Origin of the sequence: Phyllobacterium zundukense, from assembly GCF_002764115.1 — a bacterium.
GTDB lineage: Bacteria > Pseudomonadota > Alphaproteobacteria > Rhizobiales > Rhizobiaceae > Phyllobacterium > Phyllobacterium zundukense.
Genome location: NZ_CP017940.1, coordinates 2,397,517 through 2,414,000, shown reverse-complemented (window position 1 = coordinate 2,414,000; position 16,484 = coordinate 2,397,517). Strand labels below are relative to the sequence as shown.

Sequence of the window (16,484 nt, the reverse complement as noted above, 5' to 3'; positions counted from 1 at the left end):
GGCCCTGACGCTCCGAAGTTGATTGGTTAAGCGCTATTGAATACGAGAATTGACGCTGTTGGTCAGAATATCTCCGTCAGTGTTGTTATGAGAACACGTCAAATACGAGTAAGCAGATCTGGCGTAATATCGTCCAAAGTATTGGCACCCAGAAGCGCCATATCCTGATGGATTTCCCTGGACAAAAGGTCAATCGCTTTGGCGACGCCAACCTTGCCACCGACCCCGGCTGCGTAAAGGAAAGGACGTCCGACAAAGACAAATTTTGCGCCCAAAGCCCATGCCTTCAGAACGTCGGTACCTCGACGGATTCCTCCATCCATCATGACCGTTGTAGAATGACCGACCGCTTCCGCTACGCCGGATAGCACTCGCAATGGCGAGACCGTATAGTCGAGCTGCCGTCCGCCGTGATTGGAAATGATAATTCCGTCGACACCGGCTGCGGTCGCTTGCTTGGCGTCGTCAACTCGCATGATACCTTTGACTATAAGACGACCGTTCCAGCGGCGCCGAATCTGGTCGAGATGACGCCAGTTCAAGTGATCGCGTTTGCCAAAATCACGCGTAAGGGAGCGAGATAAAATTGGTGCACCACGTGTGGCATAGGAATTCTCGAAATGCGGAACGCCGTGCCTTACCAGCGTTCTGACAAATGTTCCCAGTGACCAAGAAGGATGAGACAAGCCCTCCCACAAGAGCCGCGCGCTCGGGCGGAGCGGCGTCGAAAAACCTGCACGAACATTGTTTTCCCTGCTAGGCAATGTTGCCACGTCCACTGTCAGGACCAACGTCCTGAAGCCCGCAGCCTCCACCCTGTCCAGCAAAGCGTCGATGCGCTCTGGTTCGCCGGGGAGATAGGCCTGGAACCAACTGTTTGGTGCAACTGCTGATACATCTTCAAGTGGAATCAACGAAGATCCGCTCATGATCATCGGTATATTGGCTGCGCGTGCGGCCGAGGCAAGCACGATATCGCCCCGATATGCCATAAGCGCGCTGATACCCATCGGTGCAATGCCAAACGGGCTCGCATATTCAGTTCCAAAGAGATTGGCAGATTGGTTTCGCGTGGAGACATCCGTAAGAATATGCGGGCGAAAGCCATATTCGGAGAAAGCACGCCGGTTGTCGGAAAGAGACGAATTTGTCTCGCTAGCGCCCGCAATGTAGCCAAAAAGCGGGCGAGGCAAATGCCTCCTGGCCAAGGGTTCGAAATCATCGAGGCACAACACTTTTTTAAGCTGACGGCTTTGACGCCAGGAGGCAGCTCGCTCTCTCGCAACTATAATCGGCAGTGGAACAGTAGAGATGGTGTCGGTCATTTCAATTACCTGTTCGTATCACCACAAGTCGGCGTTAATCTGGAGAGTAGTCTTTGTTCTCAACGTATTTCTATTTGAAAACCTTCCAAAGGTTTAAGCAAACCCAACGCTTTCGACGGGCATCTTGGTACGATCGCGTGGTGCATGTTTGCAATTCCGTTTGAGTCATAAAGCTACATTGAAGATTTTAGAAACGTAATAAACACTGCGATTTAATTGCGAGGCAATCGCTAATTACAATGATTAGGTTGAGCACACCGCCCCACTCCTCCACGATATCGTTGTATCCGGATGCGAGCGTGTTCTGACTTTCAGTTTTCTGGTCGTCGTTGGATTTCAAAGGGAATTCAATGCCGTCGCAACAGAATCAAACGGTCTTTGTCTCTTTCCAAATGTCACCGATGATGGATTCGTACATTGGAAAGGCGATAATCGGATCGTCCGTCACCGCATCAAGTTATCGCATCGCACAGATCAAAGCTAAACTCGCCAGGCCCGTCCAAATGATCGCAGCTTGCATCCTTTCCGGGGGATTGCCGACATGAACACAATTTCGACTTATAGCCGTGTCGACCGTCTCGTCGCCCTTATCGTGGCTGAAAAGCCAAGGGCAGCAAGGCTGGTTGATCTGGTGGAACTGGCTGCGCGGATTGATCCTGCAATGCCGATGGTTGAGCTGCGTAAAGCATGGACGCTGTTCAACAATTATCACCGGCAACCGCGACTCGGCCGCGCGCCCGAAAAATCGAAATTCTGACGCCCTGGTTGGCTCGCCGTGTTCCTGATGGCAGCTATTTGGCTCTGCCGTTTTCGCGTAGCCTGCTCAGGAAGTCGGAGAGGTCAGGTGCGACCCTGCACGACCTGTACAAGCCGTTCCGGCGAACAGCGTGTACATCCATCGCAAGTAACTCCTATTATTGATATCGCAGCAGCCGAAAATGACATACGCTCAGCATAAAAATAGAAAAATGAAAATTAAATGCTGGGGCAAGTATCGGGTTGGATTTGAAGGTTGTGTATTATCTATGTTGATGAATAATCCGTATCTATGAAAATAAGCTATTTGAATTGTAAGATTATTATTGCACATTTTGTTAAAGTAAGTTGTGTTGTCATAACTATAAATATTGCGCTCTTGTGTCTCCTGCATTTGCCCGCAAAGAAATTATCAAGCGTTTTATAGCAAGCCAGAGAGACACACGATGACCGCTAATCTTGCTCAATCAGTAGCTGAGCACGCTGCAAGAAACCCGCACCATATCGCAATATCCACGGTAAGCCGCGATTGGACATATTTGGAAGTGGCAACAGCAGCGAGTGCTATTGCGCAGACAGTTCTGGCCTCGAAAAGAAGTGGCCGCGTTGGTATCCTTGCGTCGAGAAGCGCTGCTGCCTGCCTTGGTATTTTGGGTGTGGCCTGGTCCGGAACAACGTATGTTCCCCTAAGCCTAAAACTTCCCGAAGAACGTCTGCTTCAGCTATTGCAGACACTTGATCTGGACGCTCTTGTGGTCGATCAGCGTGGCGCCGCGTTGCTGTCCAGGCAGGTCCTGAACTTTGCACCGAGCCTGATTATCCTTTCAGATGATGCTGCCTGCATCGCAGGGACAAGCAAACATTCCATCGTGCGGGTGTCGCTCATTGGCCACACAGGCCCCGTCGAACCGTTACCGGTCTCAGATACCGCTATCGCCTATATTGAGTTTACTTCCGGAACAACGGGAACGCCAAAGGGTGTCATGGTCCCGATTGCAGCTGTAAACAACTACCTCGATGTCATGCAGGAATGGTTCGCTCTCACGCCGGATGATCGCGCCGCCGAAACCTGCGACATTACCTTTGATCTTTCCGTTCACAATATGTTTCTTACCTGGCGGGCAGGGGCTTCGCTCCACATTATGACGCCTATGCAGATGTTGGCCCCGGCACGCTTCATCCGTGACCGGAAGATAACCAGCTGGCTATCTGTGCCCTCGATTATCGCTCTGATGCGCAAGGCAAAGGCATTGGAACCTGGCGCGCTGCCAAGTCTGCGGCTCTCTTTCTTTTGCGGCGAGCCGCTGCCGCTTCGCGCTGCGCAGTCCTGGGCAGAAGCCGCACCGAACAGCATTGTTGAAAACATTTACGGACCAACGGAGGCAACAATCGCATGCCTCAGGCAGCCGATAAAAAGCCCCGTCATTGTGACCCCAAACCGCGATGTCGTGGCTATTGGAAAACCCTATCCCGGTATGCAGGCCGCTATTGTCGATCACAATGGCCAAGTGCTGCCGGCCGGAACACCGGGGGAAATTGCGCTGTCGGGTATACAGCTTGCATGTGGATATTTCCAGCAACCCGAATTGACAGAAAGTCGCTTCCCGACAATTGACGGCCGGCGCTGGTATCTCACAGGAGATATGGGTGTGGAGGATGAATATGGAGTTTTCCATCATCTGGGCCGGCTCGATAATCAAATCAAAATTCTGGGCAACCGGGTAGAGCTCGAAGAGGTTGAGATGCATTTACGCGCGGTCAGCGGTTCTGACGATGTTGCCGCTATTGCCTGGCCCATATCGCATGGCTCGGCTGATGGCCTGGTTACTTTTGTTGTCGGTGCTCAGTCAACCGCCGAAAATATTCGTGCAATGATGAAGACCAAGGTCGCCGCCTATATGGTGCCGAATGAGGTCTACATCACCGATGCACTGCCTCTCAATGGGAATGGCAAGGTCGACCGCAACGCGCTCAGCCGGATGCTTGCTCGGGATTCCTGACGCCGCCAAAAGTGCTGCCATACGCAACCAGAAAGCTGCTATGCTCGATTCCGAGCACAGGTCTTCTTCGCAGGTGAGGGCAGCTTAATTAAGGCTGATTGTCTGCATAAAATGCTACGAAATCACCAAATGTTTCGGGCTCAAACGGCGCTTCCGTCAATGAGAATGGATCCCACCCCAAATCATCGTGCAGCTTTGCAAACAGGATGGCAAACCCCAATGAATCGAGACCGCTTTCGAAAAGCTTTGTATCGTCTGTAAGGTCCACCTTGGCGAGCGATTTTGATGTTGATATCACCTCTTGGTACGCCTCAATGATCTTTTCCCGTACTTGCTGCCTGTTCATTCCGGCTCCATTGCAACAAAATTAGAAACGATCAGTTTATTTTTCCAAGTTCAGCTTTTCATCGTCGATATTTGGTCTGGCTAACGTCATCCTGCTCATCATTCGCGGTGGCGGGGCCATCACAGTCATATTGGCCCGCACATCGGTTAGTACGACGGCATTAGGGCCGATATTAACGTCATCACCGATATTCACCCTGCCAATGATGACAGCGCCAACACCGATGTCAACGCGATCGCCAAGTATAGGTGCATGTTCGCTTCCCGTTTCGCCGCGCTCGATGCCTGCAATGCCGAGGGTGACTCCTTGACGAACGACGCAATCGTCTCCAATCGTTGCATATTGATGGATCACGATGCATCCCTGATGGCCAATATGCAGCCGACGACCAATCTTGGCCGTATGGTAGATTTCGATACCGTAAATATTTCTGACGAACCGATTGAGAAAAATATAAATGATCGAGAAGAATGCGCGTGCAAGATAAAAGCGCCGGGTGCGCGCCCATGTTCCGTAGCGATATATCGCAAGCGCGCGAAATCCAGGCAGCGTCCAGTCCCGCCGGTGATTATTGAAATCCTCCTTGATGAGAGCAATCAGGCCCACACTTTCCATCAATTCATTTCTAAACATTCGGGACCTTTTGTAACATTCTCGCAGGACAGAGCTCATCCATTCCAACCATGGCCCGTGTAACACAGCGTCACATGCAGGCCCCATTACATTATGTAAACGTAGTCGCGGGGGCAACAAACTCCTTAATTATAATTAAGTAATCTTAGCTGTTGGTGAACAAAATCACGCCGGATACTTCAACAAGCCATCCATACGCAAGCTATCAGAAGAATTGGCACATGGCCAAAGCCTAAATACGAATGGACGAGCGCCTTCCAACCTTGATCGATTCGCCACGGACAATTGTTCAGTTCATCCTCCGCCAGTCCGCCTAATTAACAAAAATTAGTGGGTTGATCTAAATCGTTTTTGGAACAATCCTTTTGGGCCAGCAAACATTCGCAAGATACTCGTGCACAGGAAAGGCCATTCTCTCATGCACGTCGTACGACCAATCGGCTATCCTTCTGTTTTTAACACCCCGCGCCATTCCCGACATAAGATCACCACGCGCTGGTTTGTACCAGCTCACAAGCTTTGGCGGCCACTTGAGGTCGCGTTGATGATGCCTACAAACGGGGCTGACCTAATTGCGACATTCAACCGTATACCCCTTGGAACGAAACCGTTTGTCATCTCTTTTGAAAGCCATTTGCCCCGCCTTTTCAATTACGAGAAAACGGCCGCATTCCGGTATTTCTCGTCAAAGTTGCAGGACGACAGGTGCCGCAAAATCATTCCGATCTCACATTTCTCGCGCAGGATTTTCCTGCGACAGCATGATGCCAGCCCTCATCGTCGCGAGCTCGAGGAGCGGCTGTCCGAAGTGATTTACCCTGCTGTGGAGGTGCCGATTGAAATTGACACAGTCAATCGAACCGATGAGCAACTAAACGTTTTCTTCGTCGGAGCGCACTTTTCACGCAAAGGCGGACCAGCATTGCTTCTTACAGCCAAGCGCTTGAACGATATGCGGCTGCCTGTCCAATTCCACGTTGTATCAGATTTGATCGTTGGGGGGCAGAACGGAGTTTGGACCGACCCACCGGAAGCAGCGTTCTTTGACGAGTATAGGCCGTTACTTTTGCTTCCCAACGTGAAACTGCACGGCAAGATGCCGAACAACGAGCTTTTGCAACTACTGCAGATATGCGATGTCAGCGTCCTACCAACGCTCTGTGATACCTTCGGATATAGTGTGCTGGAGTCACTCGCAGCAGGAGTTCCGGTCATTGCAACCAAAGTGTCAGCACTTCCAGAGCTAATTGAGCCCGGAAAAACGGGGCTTTTACTTGATCTGGAAACTGACGAAATGGGTGAATGGCGTCATCTTTTTAAGTTCGATCAGTCGAGCGATGCCTATCGCAATATTTATCGCCGTACTATGGAGGATATTGCGGATCAACTTGTAGACGCTTTGACCCTACTACTTGAGCGGCCGCAGCACTTATCTACAATGAAGACGATCTCGCACCAGACTGCTGGTCGTCGCTTTAATGCCTACAAACAGTCATCCGTGCTTGATACTCTCTACGAAAATTCTATCCACTAGAAAATAGGGTCTGCGATAGGTTAAACGACAAGAGAGAACTTGGGGATAGCTTCTATAACTCTTCGATATGTAAGGAATTCTGACAATGAATTACATTTGCGCAACGATCGCGTTGATAGCAATTGGAGTTGTTTTACCCGCCCGCGCAGACGAAGTTGGTGTAGATGCCTTTCGGGATAGCTTCGATTTGTTGAGCTCGGATCGATGGTTCACGTCAGACGGGTGGACCAATGGAGATCATCAAAACTGCCTGTGGCTCGCCGAGAGACTGTCGATCGCGGATGGGATTTTGCATTTATCGCTTGCGGACAAGCCCGGCAAAAATCTCTCATATAGTTGTGCCGAAATCCAAACGAGACAGCGGTTTGGTTATGGCACATATGAAGCCAGCATGAAAATTCCTTTCGCTTCAGGCACGAATTCCAATTTTTTCAGTCATGTCGGCGCTCCACAGGGGAGCCCGCACAATGAGATAGACTTTGAATTCATTGGCAAGCATGACGGCGCCCTACAGACAAATTATTTTGTGAATGGTGTCGGTGGGCACGAGGCGGTAGTTGAGGTTCCCGATGCCAACAGCCGTTTTCGAACCTATGCATTTGTATGGGAACCGGACAGCATTCGCTGGTACATTGATGGCAAGATGGTCCGAGAAGTCAGGGAGGGCGTTCCCACAGAGCCGCAAAAGATCTACCTGAGCATTTGGTCAACCAGCACGCTGAGCGACTGGCTTGGCAAATTCGAATACCCGGGCAAGCCCTTGGACCTGGAAGTCGACTGGCTAGCTTTTACGCCGCAAAATACTGTCTGCCAGTTTCCCGAATCCACGGTCTGCCTGATTGGAGATGCATCCACCCCTCTCACGAAAAATCCCTAAATCGCTCGATGAAAGGGCGCCGGCAGGGATGTGACGGAACGACTAGCCTTTTGTTATCGGCACTAAAGGGGCGGTCGGCAACTGCTTTATGTTTCGCCTGCGAGGTGATGTGCGAGCCGAAGCGCGAGCGCGACTGCTGGAAGCGTGGGGTTGGCTTGACCTCCGGCCGGGAAAACGCTGCTGCCGGCTAGATAGAGGTTGGATACGTCGTGTACGCGGCAGTTTATATCTACAATGCCATTATGCTCACTATCGGACATACGCGTTAGGCCGATCTGATGATAGCCGTCAAATGCTTGGTCTAGTACTCTCCGTGCGCGCTCCGACGCGTCGTTCAGGTATTCCAGCCGCCCGATGGCTTGGTCGCGGAGCCATTGGTCGAGGAGCGCATGAGAGCGCACGACCGAGTCTACGTCCTGCTCATTGATCCTATAATCCACCAAAAGCACAGGCAGAAGAGTGTCGGCCTGTCGTTCGCGCAAAAATACGCGGCTCTCCCGACTTGGTATTTGTTCGGCGTGATATCGCAAGAGGTATCTTCCTGCGGGATTCGACAATGTCCCCCACCTCTTGAAGCGGCGATGGAAAAGGCTGGCGGTCGCTCTGATAAATTCTTTTAGCACCACTCGATTTTGCCGGATGTTGTGCCAATGGCGGATATTGTCGATGCGTTCTGATTTTGTTTTTGGTGCCAAACCATTTGAAAAGATTCGATAGAGCCCTGAAAAGGTGAGCATCAAATAAAGTGCGGAAAGTGAGCCGGAGCCATGGGCTGGATCGGCAATGGAAATAGCGTCCAACCAGAAGGCAGAGTTGAGCAATGCGTTCTTGCATTGAGTTTCCGGGCTTATCTGTAGCCTGCGTCGGAAGTAATATCCTTGGGCATCCTTCTGGAACGTGAGAGCTTTTTCGGCCTGCCGATCGTCAAAATGGATAAGTGCGATATAGCCCGTCAGATGGCCCTGATAAAAGCGGCCTAAGGGACCATCCGTTCCACCAAACTTTTCCGGCCAGTCACGTTGGGCTGCCAAAAGGAGGCGAGTATTCTCCAGGCCGCCGCCAGCCAGCACGTAGGTTTTCGCGCGAACCTGAGAGATGCGTCCACCGGAAAGAACCCGCAAATGGTCAGTGTGCGTTCCGGTTGGATCGAGCATGATGTCGGTAACTGTTACACCAGCAATCGCCGTTACATCCTTCGAGGCGCGTAGACGATCCCTATAAAAGGGCCCGACAGCAGGGTGTGCACTCCAGCGTTCGATCGATGAAGTGAGCACATCTTGATCCCCGGAGGTTGGACCGCTGAACTGCAAGTCGTTCCCACCGCAGTTGAGAAATGCGAGGGCTTCACGATAGTGTCCGTGCAGTTCGGAGTGGGCAATAGGCCAGCCGGAAAACGGCACGTGTTCTCGTCGATCGAAGTCAAGGTCATCGAAGGTAACGCATCGCCCGCCCCACAATGCAGTCGATCCGCCTAAACCGCGGCTTGTGGCTGCAGTGGCCGCAGCATGATGTCCGTTGGTATACTCTACTTCGCCGAACGTCTGGCTGGCATCCGAGAAACTTTCTGACGAACCTGCCTCTAGGAGCGCGACTTTGAGTCCGAGTTCTTCACATTTCAAAGCAAGGGCGAGACCTACCGGTCCAGCACCGACGATACATACATCTAACACAGGCAGGTTGGCTTCGGCGCTGCCAAAGATCATGTTATGCCCCCATTACTTTGCCCAAAGTATCGCAATGCAGCAAATGAGCCAACCAGAAACAGCTCGCAACGGGCACTGGCCGACACGATTTGTCTGAGAAGCGTTCCGCCTGCGGAGTTGCTAGCCATTCCGTACGATCTGGCAGTAGAGGTGATGCCGATGGACTTGCCATCACGCGAGGAACGCAATGTGAAGGAGGTGCAGCGGCAAGGAGAGTGGCATCGTGCGTGAATTACTGGTGCGCGAGGGCTAACGCGTTAAGGCAGGCGACGTCGTTCTACGTCTCGATGAGCAAGCCGGATGCCCTTGCTGGCCCCTGGGAAAGTATCAAGTGAGCATCTTCGATTGTCCCAAGCCGCTTCTTCTCAGTCCGGCGTGGCAGTTTTCCCGGCGGACGCGGTGGATGAGGCTTGAGATTTTTTGGCGGCGACCACGAATTAACGCGGGCAATGGGCCGTTTCGATCCGATCTGGTGAAGATACAATGCAGCGGTCAGATAGGCGTCTTCCAGCGCACCATGAATCCGATAGATCCGTGATTTGCCTATGCGCTTCAGGCATTCATCCAGATCTGCTGACTCTCTGCCCCACAGTTCAACGGCTCGCTCCATCGTACAGAAGGTGGGTTGTGTGAGCTCTGCCACTGACGCCTGGCACAGCTCACGCTGCAGATATTGCATGTCGAATATGCAACCGTGCATAACAATTTCATCTGCCCACGACAGCCATGCATGTATTCGGGGTGCGAGATCGGAAAACAGATCCTGGAAACGTGTCATCCAATCATCATATCCGTGACTTTGGATGGCCGCCGGATGGCTGTCCCTGCGCGGATCAAATATAAGATAGAGTGATTGTCTATCCAGTTCGTCGCCCTCCAGGCGTACGGCGCCAAGAGTTACGATGCGATCCCAAGGCAATGCCCCCGTCGTCTCCGTATCCAAAACAATCACGCGTTTTTTGCGTGTATGAACCGCTGGAATGCTCATATTGAAAGCCCTCCTCATAGCGCGAATACTCTGCCGTTTTTGGATTGGATTCGCCAGCACGATTGGTGCTCCGGAGAGTCCCGAAATGTAGCTAGAAAATCAATCAAACTATTGATGTGGGGAAAGGCTCAAGACTTTGAACTGCACACGTGAAGAACTGATGGAAGTTGGCCCAACATCATGGTGCAGTCCAGAGGTCGGTGCGATCGGGCGCAAAGCGGCTCTCCAAACTTCGCCGACAAGGCAGTCTGTTGACTGCCCGCGCTGTCGGCAGGCTCGTTTGTCTCGAAGTATGAACTGACGAAATCCATCGGACGTAGATCAAGCGTTTGACAGAAATGGACGAGCGTTGCGACCGCTATACGGTTCGCGCGCCTCCAAATCACCGGGCCGGCACCGCCGATTGGCATCGTAGACTTTCAGGAACCAATGAGAATCCGCTATTATCGGCATTTTCAAAGGAACGATTATTCACCAGAATTGATTTTGAACAAACGGCCAGATTCAACCTACGTTGAGGGCCTCTCGGTAGGTACGAGTGGTGATCGCCACCCAAAGGCCTTGCTTGCCTTCATAACCGCCGCCGATGTATTCGATGATCGGGTGGTTGTAGTTGGCGATGAGCTTTTGCCGGGAGAGAAAGTTGAAATAGCGGCACTGGTCGGAGCGCTCCTGCTCGAGCAGAACGATGAATGGGCCGAGCAGCGCGCCAGACACATGCACATGACACTGGAAACCATCGGTCAAATGAGCGATGATCCTTTTATCAACCTGCCAACCGTGGCGCGCTATCCTCCGGCCTATGCCGGAAAACCACGGCGACCAAGCCGTCAGATACACCCCCCAGGGACACGATCCCTGACATCCGAGGTAACAAAAATGCCTGAGGAAACTGCTGTAAATCGAACGCTTTCTTCTCTCGATAAGGCGGCCCAGCATGTAGGGCGCGACTGGCGGCATGCCGCCTATTACGACGATGCCGAAACCGGAATGGACAAGCATTGGAGCGGCATCATCTGGCCTTTTATCGGCCCTCATAAGAAGTACATCGATTTTTCGAGAACAATGGACCTCGCGGCCGGGCATGGCCGCAATTCGGCAAAATTGCTTCCGCTCGTCGAGGAACTGCATATCGTCGATATCAATCAGGAAAATATTGATTTTTGCCGGAAGCGGTTCGGTGACAATACGGCCGTCCATTACCATCTGACCAACGGCTATTCCCTCGATTTTTTCGAAACCGGAGAATTGACCTTCGCTTATTGCTTCGATGCGATGGTCCATTTCGACAGCGACGTGGTGCGGGAATACCTCAAGGAACTGCGTCGCGTGCTGCGTCCGGGCACAGGACGGGCATTCCTGCACCATTCGAACCTGGTCGACAATCCAAAGGGCAGCCACAAGGCGAGCCCCGGCTGGCGCAACTTCATGTCGAAGGAACTGTTCGAGCATTACGCAGCGAAAGAGGGGCTGCGCGTGCTCAAGCAACAGGTCGTGGATTGGAAATTCGACGGCTCCGACATCGATTGCCTGACATTGCTGGAGCGCCCCTCGAACTGAGCGGGCTGAAACAGCAGACGAGGGCTGGTATGATTCAACGGTTTTTCAAGCAGCCTTGCACAATGGCTCATCCGGAACAGCAGGTTGTGGACGCCACGACGCACGCACTGCTGGGTTGATGATAGCACAATGGCGAGGCGGGATCGGCGCGGGCGGGTGGAGCGAGTGTCCGAAAGCAGATAAGCATGCCGCGTCCGCGACGCGGCATGCCATTTCAACCTCGGCCATGCTACCCCGCCGGCTGCAGCGCCGCGCAAGCCTGTCCGTCGTCGCAATCGCCGGCAAGGCTCTTCTGGCCAAGCGCCACGATCGCCACCGCAATAGTGCCCGCCGCCGCCGAGGCCCAGAAGCCATTCTGCGAACCATAGTTGTCGACCACCCAACCCGAGACGAAGGCGCCCAGCGCCATGCCGATGCCGATGCCGGTCATCACCCAGGTCACGCCCTCCGTCAGCATCGATTCCGGCACGCGACGTTCAATTAGCCCGAAGGCAGTTATGAAGGTCGGTGAGATAGCGATGCCGCTAACGAAGACGGCGATGGCAAGCAGGGTCACCGAGCTGCCGGCGACGAGCAGCGGCAACGAGGTCAGCGCGATTGCCACGACCGCTATCAGTAGCTGACGGTGCAGGGCCATGCGCGGGTTAAGCGCTCCGAGGATCAGGCCTACCGCGAAGGAACCGACGGCATAGACGCCGATCACCAGGCTCGCGGCATTCGGCTGCCCGAGCTCCTTGGTGATCGCAACAGCACTCACTTCAGCCGTTGCAAAGATCGAGCCGACGAAGATCAGTGCGAGCGTGATGATCTGCACCGGACGCTGCCGAATCGCCGAGCCAACCGAAACGGCATTGGCGACATGACGCACCTTCGGCTCGGTGCCGCGCTGCACAATGAAGGCGGCCGTCCCGAGCGCTAGGAAAGCTGTGCTCACCATCATGCCAGCTTCAGGAAATAGTGCCACAGCGAGCCCCACCGACAGCGAGGCCCCGGCGATATAAACCAGCTCATCCGCCGCGCTTTCAAACGCGAAGGCCGTGTTGAGCTCGGGCCGATTGCGGAAAAGCTCCGTCCAGCGCGCCCGCATCAGCGCCGGAATGCTTGGCATGGCGGCGGCGAGGAAGGCCGAAACGAACAGCGTCCAGACCGGCCAGTTCTGGTTGGTCGCCGCAATCAGCGCGATGAACGCCACCACCGACACGACAGTGGTCGGCACGACCACCGCCGTCTGGCCGACCCGGTCGACCGCCCGCGAAATCTGTGGCGAAATCAGCGCATTGGTTAGCGCGTAGGTCGCCGAAACCGCGCCGGCGAGCCAGTATTCGCCATGCGCCTGGGAGAGCATTGCGACAATGCCGATCGGCGCCATGGCGATGGGAAGGCGCGCGAAAAAGCCGGCTGCGGAGAAGCCCTTGGCCCCAGGTGCCGCGAATATCTCTTTATACGGATTTGACATGGGACAATCCTTTCAGGTATCTAATGGACAGAATACATACGCAGCGTATGTGAAGTAGTAGTTGCATACGTCGCGTATGTCAAACGAAAATACGCCGCGTATGTCAAAAGGAGACAAGATGGCCAGGCCGCGACAGGAGATGATCGCTGAGACCCGCGCAAAGCTCATCGCAGCCGGCCGGAATGCCTTCGGCACAATTGGCTATGCGGAAGCATCCATGGATGATTTCACCGGCGAGGCCGGTCTCACTCGCGGAGCCCTCTACCACCATTTCGGCGACAAGAAGGGTCTGCTCCAAGCCGTCATCATGGAAATCGACGCGGAAATGACCGAACGCCTCAACAAGGTCTCGGCATCAGCCCCCACCCGCTGGCAGGGTTTCGTCGACGAATGCGCCGCCTATATCGAAATGGCGCTCGAGCCCGAGATCCAGCGCATCATGTTCCGCGATGGCCCCGCGGTGCTGGGCGACATCTCGCAATGGCAAAACACCCCCGGCTGCATCGCCGCCCTCTCCCGCAGCATTGACTGCCTCAAGGCTGACGGCGAGATGATCGACATTGACACCGAAACCGCCGCCCGTCTCATCAATGGCGCCAGCAGCCACATGGCTCTTTGGATCGCCAATGCAGAGAAGCCCGAGGCGGTGTCGAAGGTGGCGGTGACGGGGTTTAGGGCAATGCTGGAAGGGCTTCGCAAACAGCTGACGCCTTAGCAGTCGGGAGAACCTCAAGCCTTGGCAGAGCTTCGGCACAGTCGCTAAGGCGGAAATACTTCGGGATCAACCATGGCTCTCTCATTTACCACAGCAGGGTCTCGACCCGGCCATCGCCGCATCCATTCTACGTATTGAAATTCAGGGCCAGGGGTTGATAACCGGCTCGCCCGATGGGGCAGACCGTCGTAGCGCGGCGACAGCATCTAGAATTCGCTCGATTTTGGGCCGCGTATACGCCTCAACCGGGTGCTCATCTCTATTGCCATCGTGATAATATTCCCCGGAATCAAAGGCGAGATAGATTTCCCAGAAGAACCGCGGGCGTTGCTCGTTCTTAAATATTATTACTGAATGAATTTCATTGACGACGGCATCGCAAAATTCAAACGACAGTTCCGAGGCATAGAAGCCACGGGCGAGTTCAATTGCCAATTGATCGTAGAGGTCTTGCCTGGGTATGCCCGCGGAGGCTGTCCATTTCAGAATATCGAAGTTGGTGAGAATAACACGCTCACGCCACGTGGCACCGTCGGGATATCTGACGTGCAGCTCGGCGAGTAACTCATCAATCGTCATATCGTCCAACTCCTTTCGTCTTCGAGAGTTACGTGATCCCCCCAATAAAGCCGCCCATTCCATCCGGCCGTACCATAGCAAGGCGGACGCGACCGTGACTCCTCTCGCGCCCGGCCCACCGTCTCTCGCTCCAGCTCGTCGATGTAGTTCCGGCGATACGCAGATCATGGATTTCGTGAGCTAATGGACGTGGTCGCGTCTGCGGCCCACCGCTTCGCACTTGGGAACGCCTTCGTGGAATACGCCGCCACGTATCTCCCGATGCGCCGACCCCATCGAACGGCGCACTTCTCAACGCTGCTCGGCAAACCAGCGCTGCATCACGTCCTCCACTATTCCCCTTGAACCTTTCCGATCTGTCCAGAAAAGAAGGCCCTTGCGTCCGCGGTCAGGTCATGCCGGGAGCTTGGCCGCGTATAGAACATATGACCACCGCGATAAAGCTTGAGGCCAACCCGGCCCGCTGCAAGCGACGAGGGCAGATGGTCAATGACATATTTGCTGATCCCATAGGGGGTTATCGCATCGCTATAGCCCTGCGCCACCAGCACGCGGAAAGACGGTGTGACCGAAAGCAGGTCGCGAATATCGCCGGTCGCGCTCGCCTGGGCCCGCGTACCGCCATTTGGGCCGCGGCGACCCCATTCCCAACGATCGTTCACGTCCTTGGCGAGCAGCGTGTAGGTCATTTCCGTGCGGAAACCAAGTTCATTGCGGGCGTAGCTGGCAAAGGCCGCCCCATATGCGCGCGTGAACCCGTCAAGGATGGGATCGTTGCTTCGGTCGGCATCGGACTCAGGGTAGGGGTCTGAAACGGCAAAGGATGCATCATAAGGACTGACCACTTCGAATTCGTCGCCCTTCGAGTGTTTGACATAGGTGTCTGCGAGAAAGCCGCGCGTCCGGCTGACGACCGCTTCGGGTATACCAGTCAGTTGTGAAATCCGCGCATAGAAGTCTCTTGCCTTGTTTCCCGAAGGTTCGGGCCCCGCAAGGGTCACGAGATAGTCGGTCATGGCGAATTGTTCCGCCTCCCGGATCGCCTTTGGGCTGAAGGCGTTTCGGCGTTCCATCTCCGCGGCCGCAAGCGAAGGAAGTTGAAGGGCAGCCCCCAGCGGATATTGGCTCGCCCCAAACAAAAGCTGCCCCTCGATCAATGGCGACAGCATAATAATTCCCGAGACAAGAATGCCTTGGCCGTCCTTGAGTGCAGAAGCGACTTTCGCAGCACGAAAACCGCCATAGCTCTCGCCAAGGAGATATTTCGGCGAGGCCATGCTTTCATTGTGATTGACGTAGAGCGCGACTGCCTTGGCAATGCTCTCCGCATCCTGGTTCACCCCATAGAAATTCGAAGCAACGTTGTCGCTCGCCCCACGACTCCAGCCCGTGCCGACAGGATCGATTAGCACAAGGTCGGTGAACTCCAGCCAGCTATCCGGATTGTCCACGAGCGTTGGACTGGTGCCATCCTGTCCGTTCGGGCCGAAATCGAGAATGCGTGGCCCAACCAGCCCAAGGTGGAGATAGGCCGAGGCGGCTCCGGGTCCTCCGTTGAAGACAAAGGTGAGGGGACGGCCCGGTTGTCTGTTCCGGGCGACATAGGCTGTATAGAAAATCTTGGCGGATCGCGCCCCATCTTGACCGAAGAGGCTGAGTGTGCCCGCCGTTGCGGTATAGGCAAGTTCCTGTGTTCCGATCTTTAACACGTGATCGGTAACCGAATCCGCGGGCAGGAGGCTAAGAATGCCCGTCGAAGCGTCACCTTCCGTCCTCGGCGGATTTGTCGTCTCTTCGCCCTTGGAAGAAGGCCGAGCTTCCGAGGTCGTCGCATTGTGATTATCTACGTCATTGTTCTGCCGCGCGTCCTGCGGGAGGGCTGGTGAAGCCAGAAGCGCGAAGGCGACTGCAAGACACGGAATGGTGTGATGGAAACACAAGCTCTTCCCTCCTTCAATACTAGCCGGAAGCCACAAAGAGTGTATTGCGTTTTGCTGGGGAGAGGGAACTCA

At 54.3% G+C, this 16,484-nt stretch carries 14 protein-coding genes and 1 pseudogene; 7 read left to right on the top strand and 8 right to left on the bottom strand.

Going from position 1 to position 16,484, the window contains the following annotated elements; all coding sequences use genetic code 11:
- Positions 1-98: 98 nt before the first annotated feature.
- Positions 99-1,325, bottom strand: a complete 1,227-nt coding sequence (locus BLM14_RS12150; protein WP_099999598.1) for an alpha-hydroxy acid oxidase — start codon at positions 1,323-1,325, stop codon at positions 99-101.
- Between the two features lie 541 nt (positions 1,326-1,866).
- Between BLM14_RS12150 and BLM14_RS12140 the strand changes: the two genes are divergently transcribed.
- On the top strand, positions 1,867-2,082 hold the full coding sequence (locus BLM14_RS12140) for a hypothetical protein (protein ID WP_099999596.1): 216 nt from the start codon (positions 1,867-1,869) through the stop codon (positions 2,080-2,082).
- A 370-nt stretch (positions 2,083-2,452) separates the two neighbouring features.
- Positions 2,453-4,081 carry an AMP-binding protein gene (locus BLM14_RS12135; RefSeq protein ID WP_133123947.1) on the top strand — a complete coding sequence of 543 codons (1,629 nt, stop codon included), beginning with the start codon at positions 2,453-2,455 and terminating at the stop codon, positions 4,079-4,081.
- Positions 4,082-4,169: 88 nt separating this feature from the next.
- On the opposite strand, the gene BLM14_RS12130 is transcribed toward BLM14_RS12135, so the two are convergent.
- On the bottom strand, positions 4,170-4,427 hold the full coding sequence (locus BLM14_RS12130) for an acyl carrier protein (protein ID WP_099999594.1): 258 nt from the start codon (positions 4,425-4,427) through the stop codon (positions 4,170-4,172).
- Between the two features lie 36 nt (positions 4,428-4,463).
- Entirely contained in the window at positions 4,464-5,060 is a 597-nt protein-coding gene (locus BLM14_RS12125) for a serine O-acetyltransferase (RefSeq protein WP_099999593.1), read from the bottom strand.
- Between the two features lie 418 nt (positions 5,061-5,478).
- Between BLM14_RS12125 and BLM14_RS12120 the strand changes: the two genes are divergently transcribed.
- Both BLM14_RS12120 and BLM14_RS12115 read left to right on the top strand, forming a co-directional pair.
- Positions 5,479-6,594, top strand: a complete 1,116-nt coding sequence (locus BLM14_RS12120; protein ID WP_099999592.1) for a glycosyltransferase family 4 protein — start codon at positions 5,479-5,481, stop codon at positions 6,592-6,594.
- 85 nt (positions 6,595-6,679) lie between these two features.
- On the top strand, positions 6,680-7,471 hold the full coding sequence (locus tag BLM14_RS12115) for a family 16 glycosylhydrolase (RefSeq protein ID WP_099999591.1): 792 nt from the start codon (positions 6,680-6,682) through the stop codon (positions 7,469-7,471).
- An 86-nt stretch (positions 7,472-7,557) separates the two neighbouring features.
- Here BLM14_RS12115 and BLM14_RS12110 read toward each other — a convergent pair whose 3' ends face one another.
- Positions 7,558-9,174, bottom strand: a complete 1,617-nt coding sequence (locus BLM14_RS12110; RefSeq protein ID WP_099999590.1) for a GMC oxidoreductase — start codon at positions 9,172-9,174, stop codon at positions 7,558-7,560.
- A 277-nt stretch (positions 9,175-9,451) separates the two neighbouring features.
- Positions 9,452-10,162, bottom strand: coding sequence for a 3'-5' exonuclease (locus tag BLM14_RS12105; protein ID WP_237143343.1), 711 nt, complete (start codon positions 10,160-10,162; stop codon positions 9,452-9,454).
- A 600-nt stretch (positions 10,163-10,762) separates the two neighbouring features.
- Here BLM14_RS12105 and BLM14_RS31800 point away from each other — a divergent pair.
- Both BLM14_RS31800 and BLM14_RS31795 read left to right on the top strand, forming a co-directional pair.
- Positions 10,763-10,948: pseudogene (locus tag BLM14_RS31800) on the top strand (IS256 family transposase); the annotation flags it as partial.
- A gap of 93 nt (positions 10,949-11,041) precedes the next feature.
- The gene (locus BLM14_RS31795) at positions 11,042-11,722 is read left to right on the top strand and encodes a class I SAM-dependent methyltransferase (protein ID WP_237143544.1); all 681 of its coding nucleotides are present in this window, start codon (positions 11,042-11,044) and stop codon (positions 11,720-11,722) included.
- A 229-nt stretch (positions 11,723-11,951) separates the two neighbouring features.
- Here the strand turns inward: BLM14_RS31795 and BLM14_RS12095 are convergent, their stop codons facing one another.
- Positions 11,952-13,178, bottom strand: a complete 1,227-nt coding sequence (locus tag BLM14_RS12095) for an MFS transporter (protein WP_099999587.1) — start codon at positions 13,176-13,178, stop codon at positions 11,952-11,954.
- Between the two features lie 118 nt (positions 13,179-13,296).
- Between BLM14_RS12095 and BLM14_RS12090 the strand changes: the two genes are divergently transcribed.
- Positions 13,297-13,893: a TetR/AcrR family transcriptional regulator gene (locus BLM14_RS12090; RefSeq protein WP_162293153.1), complete on the top strand. Its 597-nt coding sequence runs from the start codon at positions 13,297-13,299 to the stop codon at positions 13,891-13,893.
- A gap of 141 nt (positions 13,894-14,034) precedes the next feature.
- On the opposite strand, the gene BLM14_RS12085 is transcribed toward BLM14_RS12090, so the two are convergent.
- Positions 14,035-14,472, bottom strand: coding sequence for a hypothetical protein (locus tag BLM14_RS12085; protein ID WP_099999586.1), 438 nt, complete (start codon positions 14,470-14,472; stop codon positions 14,035-14,037).
- A 332-nt stretch (positions 14,473-14,804) separates the two neighbouring features.
- Positions 14,805-16,412 carry a S10 family peptidase gene (locus BLM14_RS12080; protein ID WP_237143342.1) on the bottom strand — a complete coding sequence of 536 codons (1,608 nt, stop codon included), beginning with the start codon at positions 16,410-16,412 and terminating at the stop codon, positions 14,805-14,807.
- Positions 16,413-16,484 lie beyond the last annotated feature (72 nt).

Coding starts and splice junctions, on each gene's coding strand:
- BLM14_RS12085 (WP_099999586.1), bottom strand. CDS start 14,472: ATGACGATTGATGAGTTACTCGCCGAGCTGCACGTCAGATATCCCGAC.
- BLM14_RS12120 (WP_099999592.1), top strand. CDS start 5,479: ATGCACGTCGTACGACCAATCGGCTATCCTTCTGTTTTTAACACCCCG.
- BLM14_RS12150 (WP_099999598.1), bottom strand. CDS start 1,325: ATGACCGACACCATCTCTACTGTTCCACTGCCGATTATAGTTGCGAGA.
- BLM14_RS12110 (WP_099999590.1), bottom strand. CDS start 9,174: ATGATCTTTGGCAGCGCCGAAGCCAACCTGCCTGTGTTAGATGTATGT.
- BLM14_RS12090 (WP_162293153.1), top strand. CDS start 13,297: ATGGCCAGGCCGCGACAGGAGATGATCGCTGAGACCCGCGCAAAGCTC.
- BLM14_RS31795 (WP_237143544.1), top strand. CDS start 11,042: ATGCCTGAGGAAACTGCTGTAAATCGAACGCTTTCTTCTCTCGATAAG.
- BLM14_RS12125 (WP_099999593.1), bottom strand. CDS start 5,060: ATGTTTAGAAATGAATTGATGGAAAGTGTGGGCCTGATTGCTCTCATC.
- BLM14_RS12115 (WP_099999591.1), top strand. CDS start 6,680: ATGAATTACATTTGCGCAACGATCGCGTTGATAGCAATTGGAGTTGTT.
- BLM14_RS12095 (WP_099999587.1), bottom strand. CDS start 13,178: ATGTCAAATCCGTATAAAGAGATATTCGCGGCACCTGGGGCCAAGGGC.
- BLM14_RS12140 (WP_099999596.1), top strand. CDS start 1,867: ATGAACACAATTTCGACTTATAGCCGTGTCGACCGTCTCGTCGCCCTT.
- BLM14_RS12105 (WP_237143343.1), bottom strand. CDS start 10,162: ATGAGCATTCCAGCGGTTCATACACGCAAAAAACGCGTGATTGTTTTG.
- BLM14_RS12130 (WP_099999594.1), bottom strand. CDS start 4,427: ATGAACAGGCAGCAAGTACGGGAAAAGATCATTGAGGCGTACCAAGAG.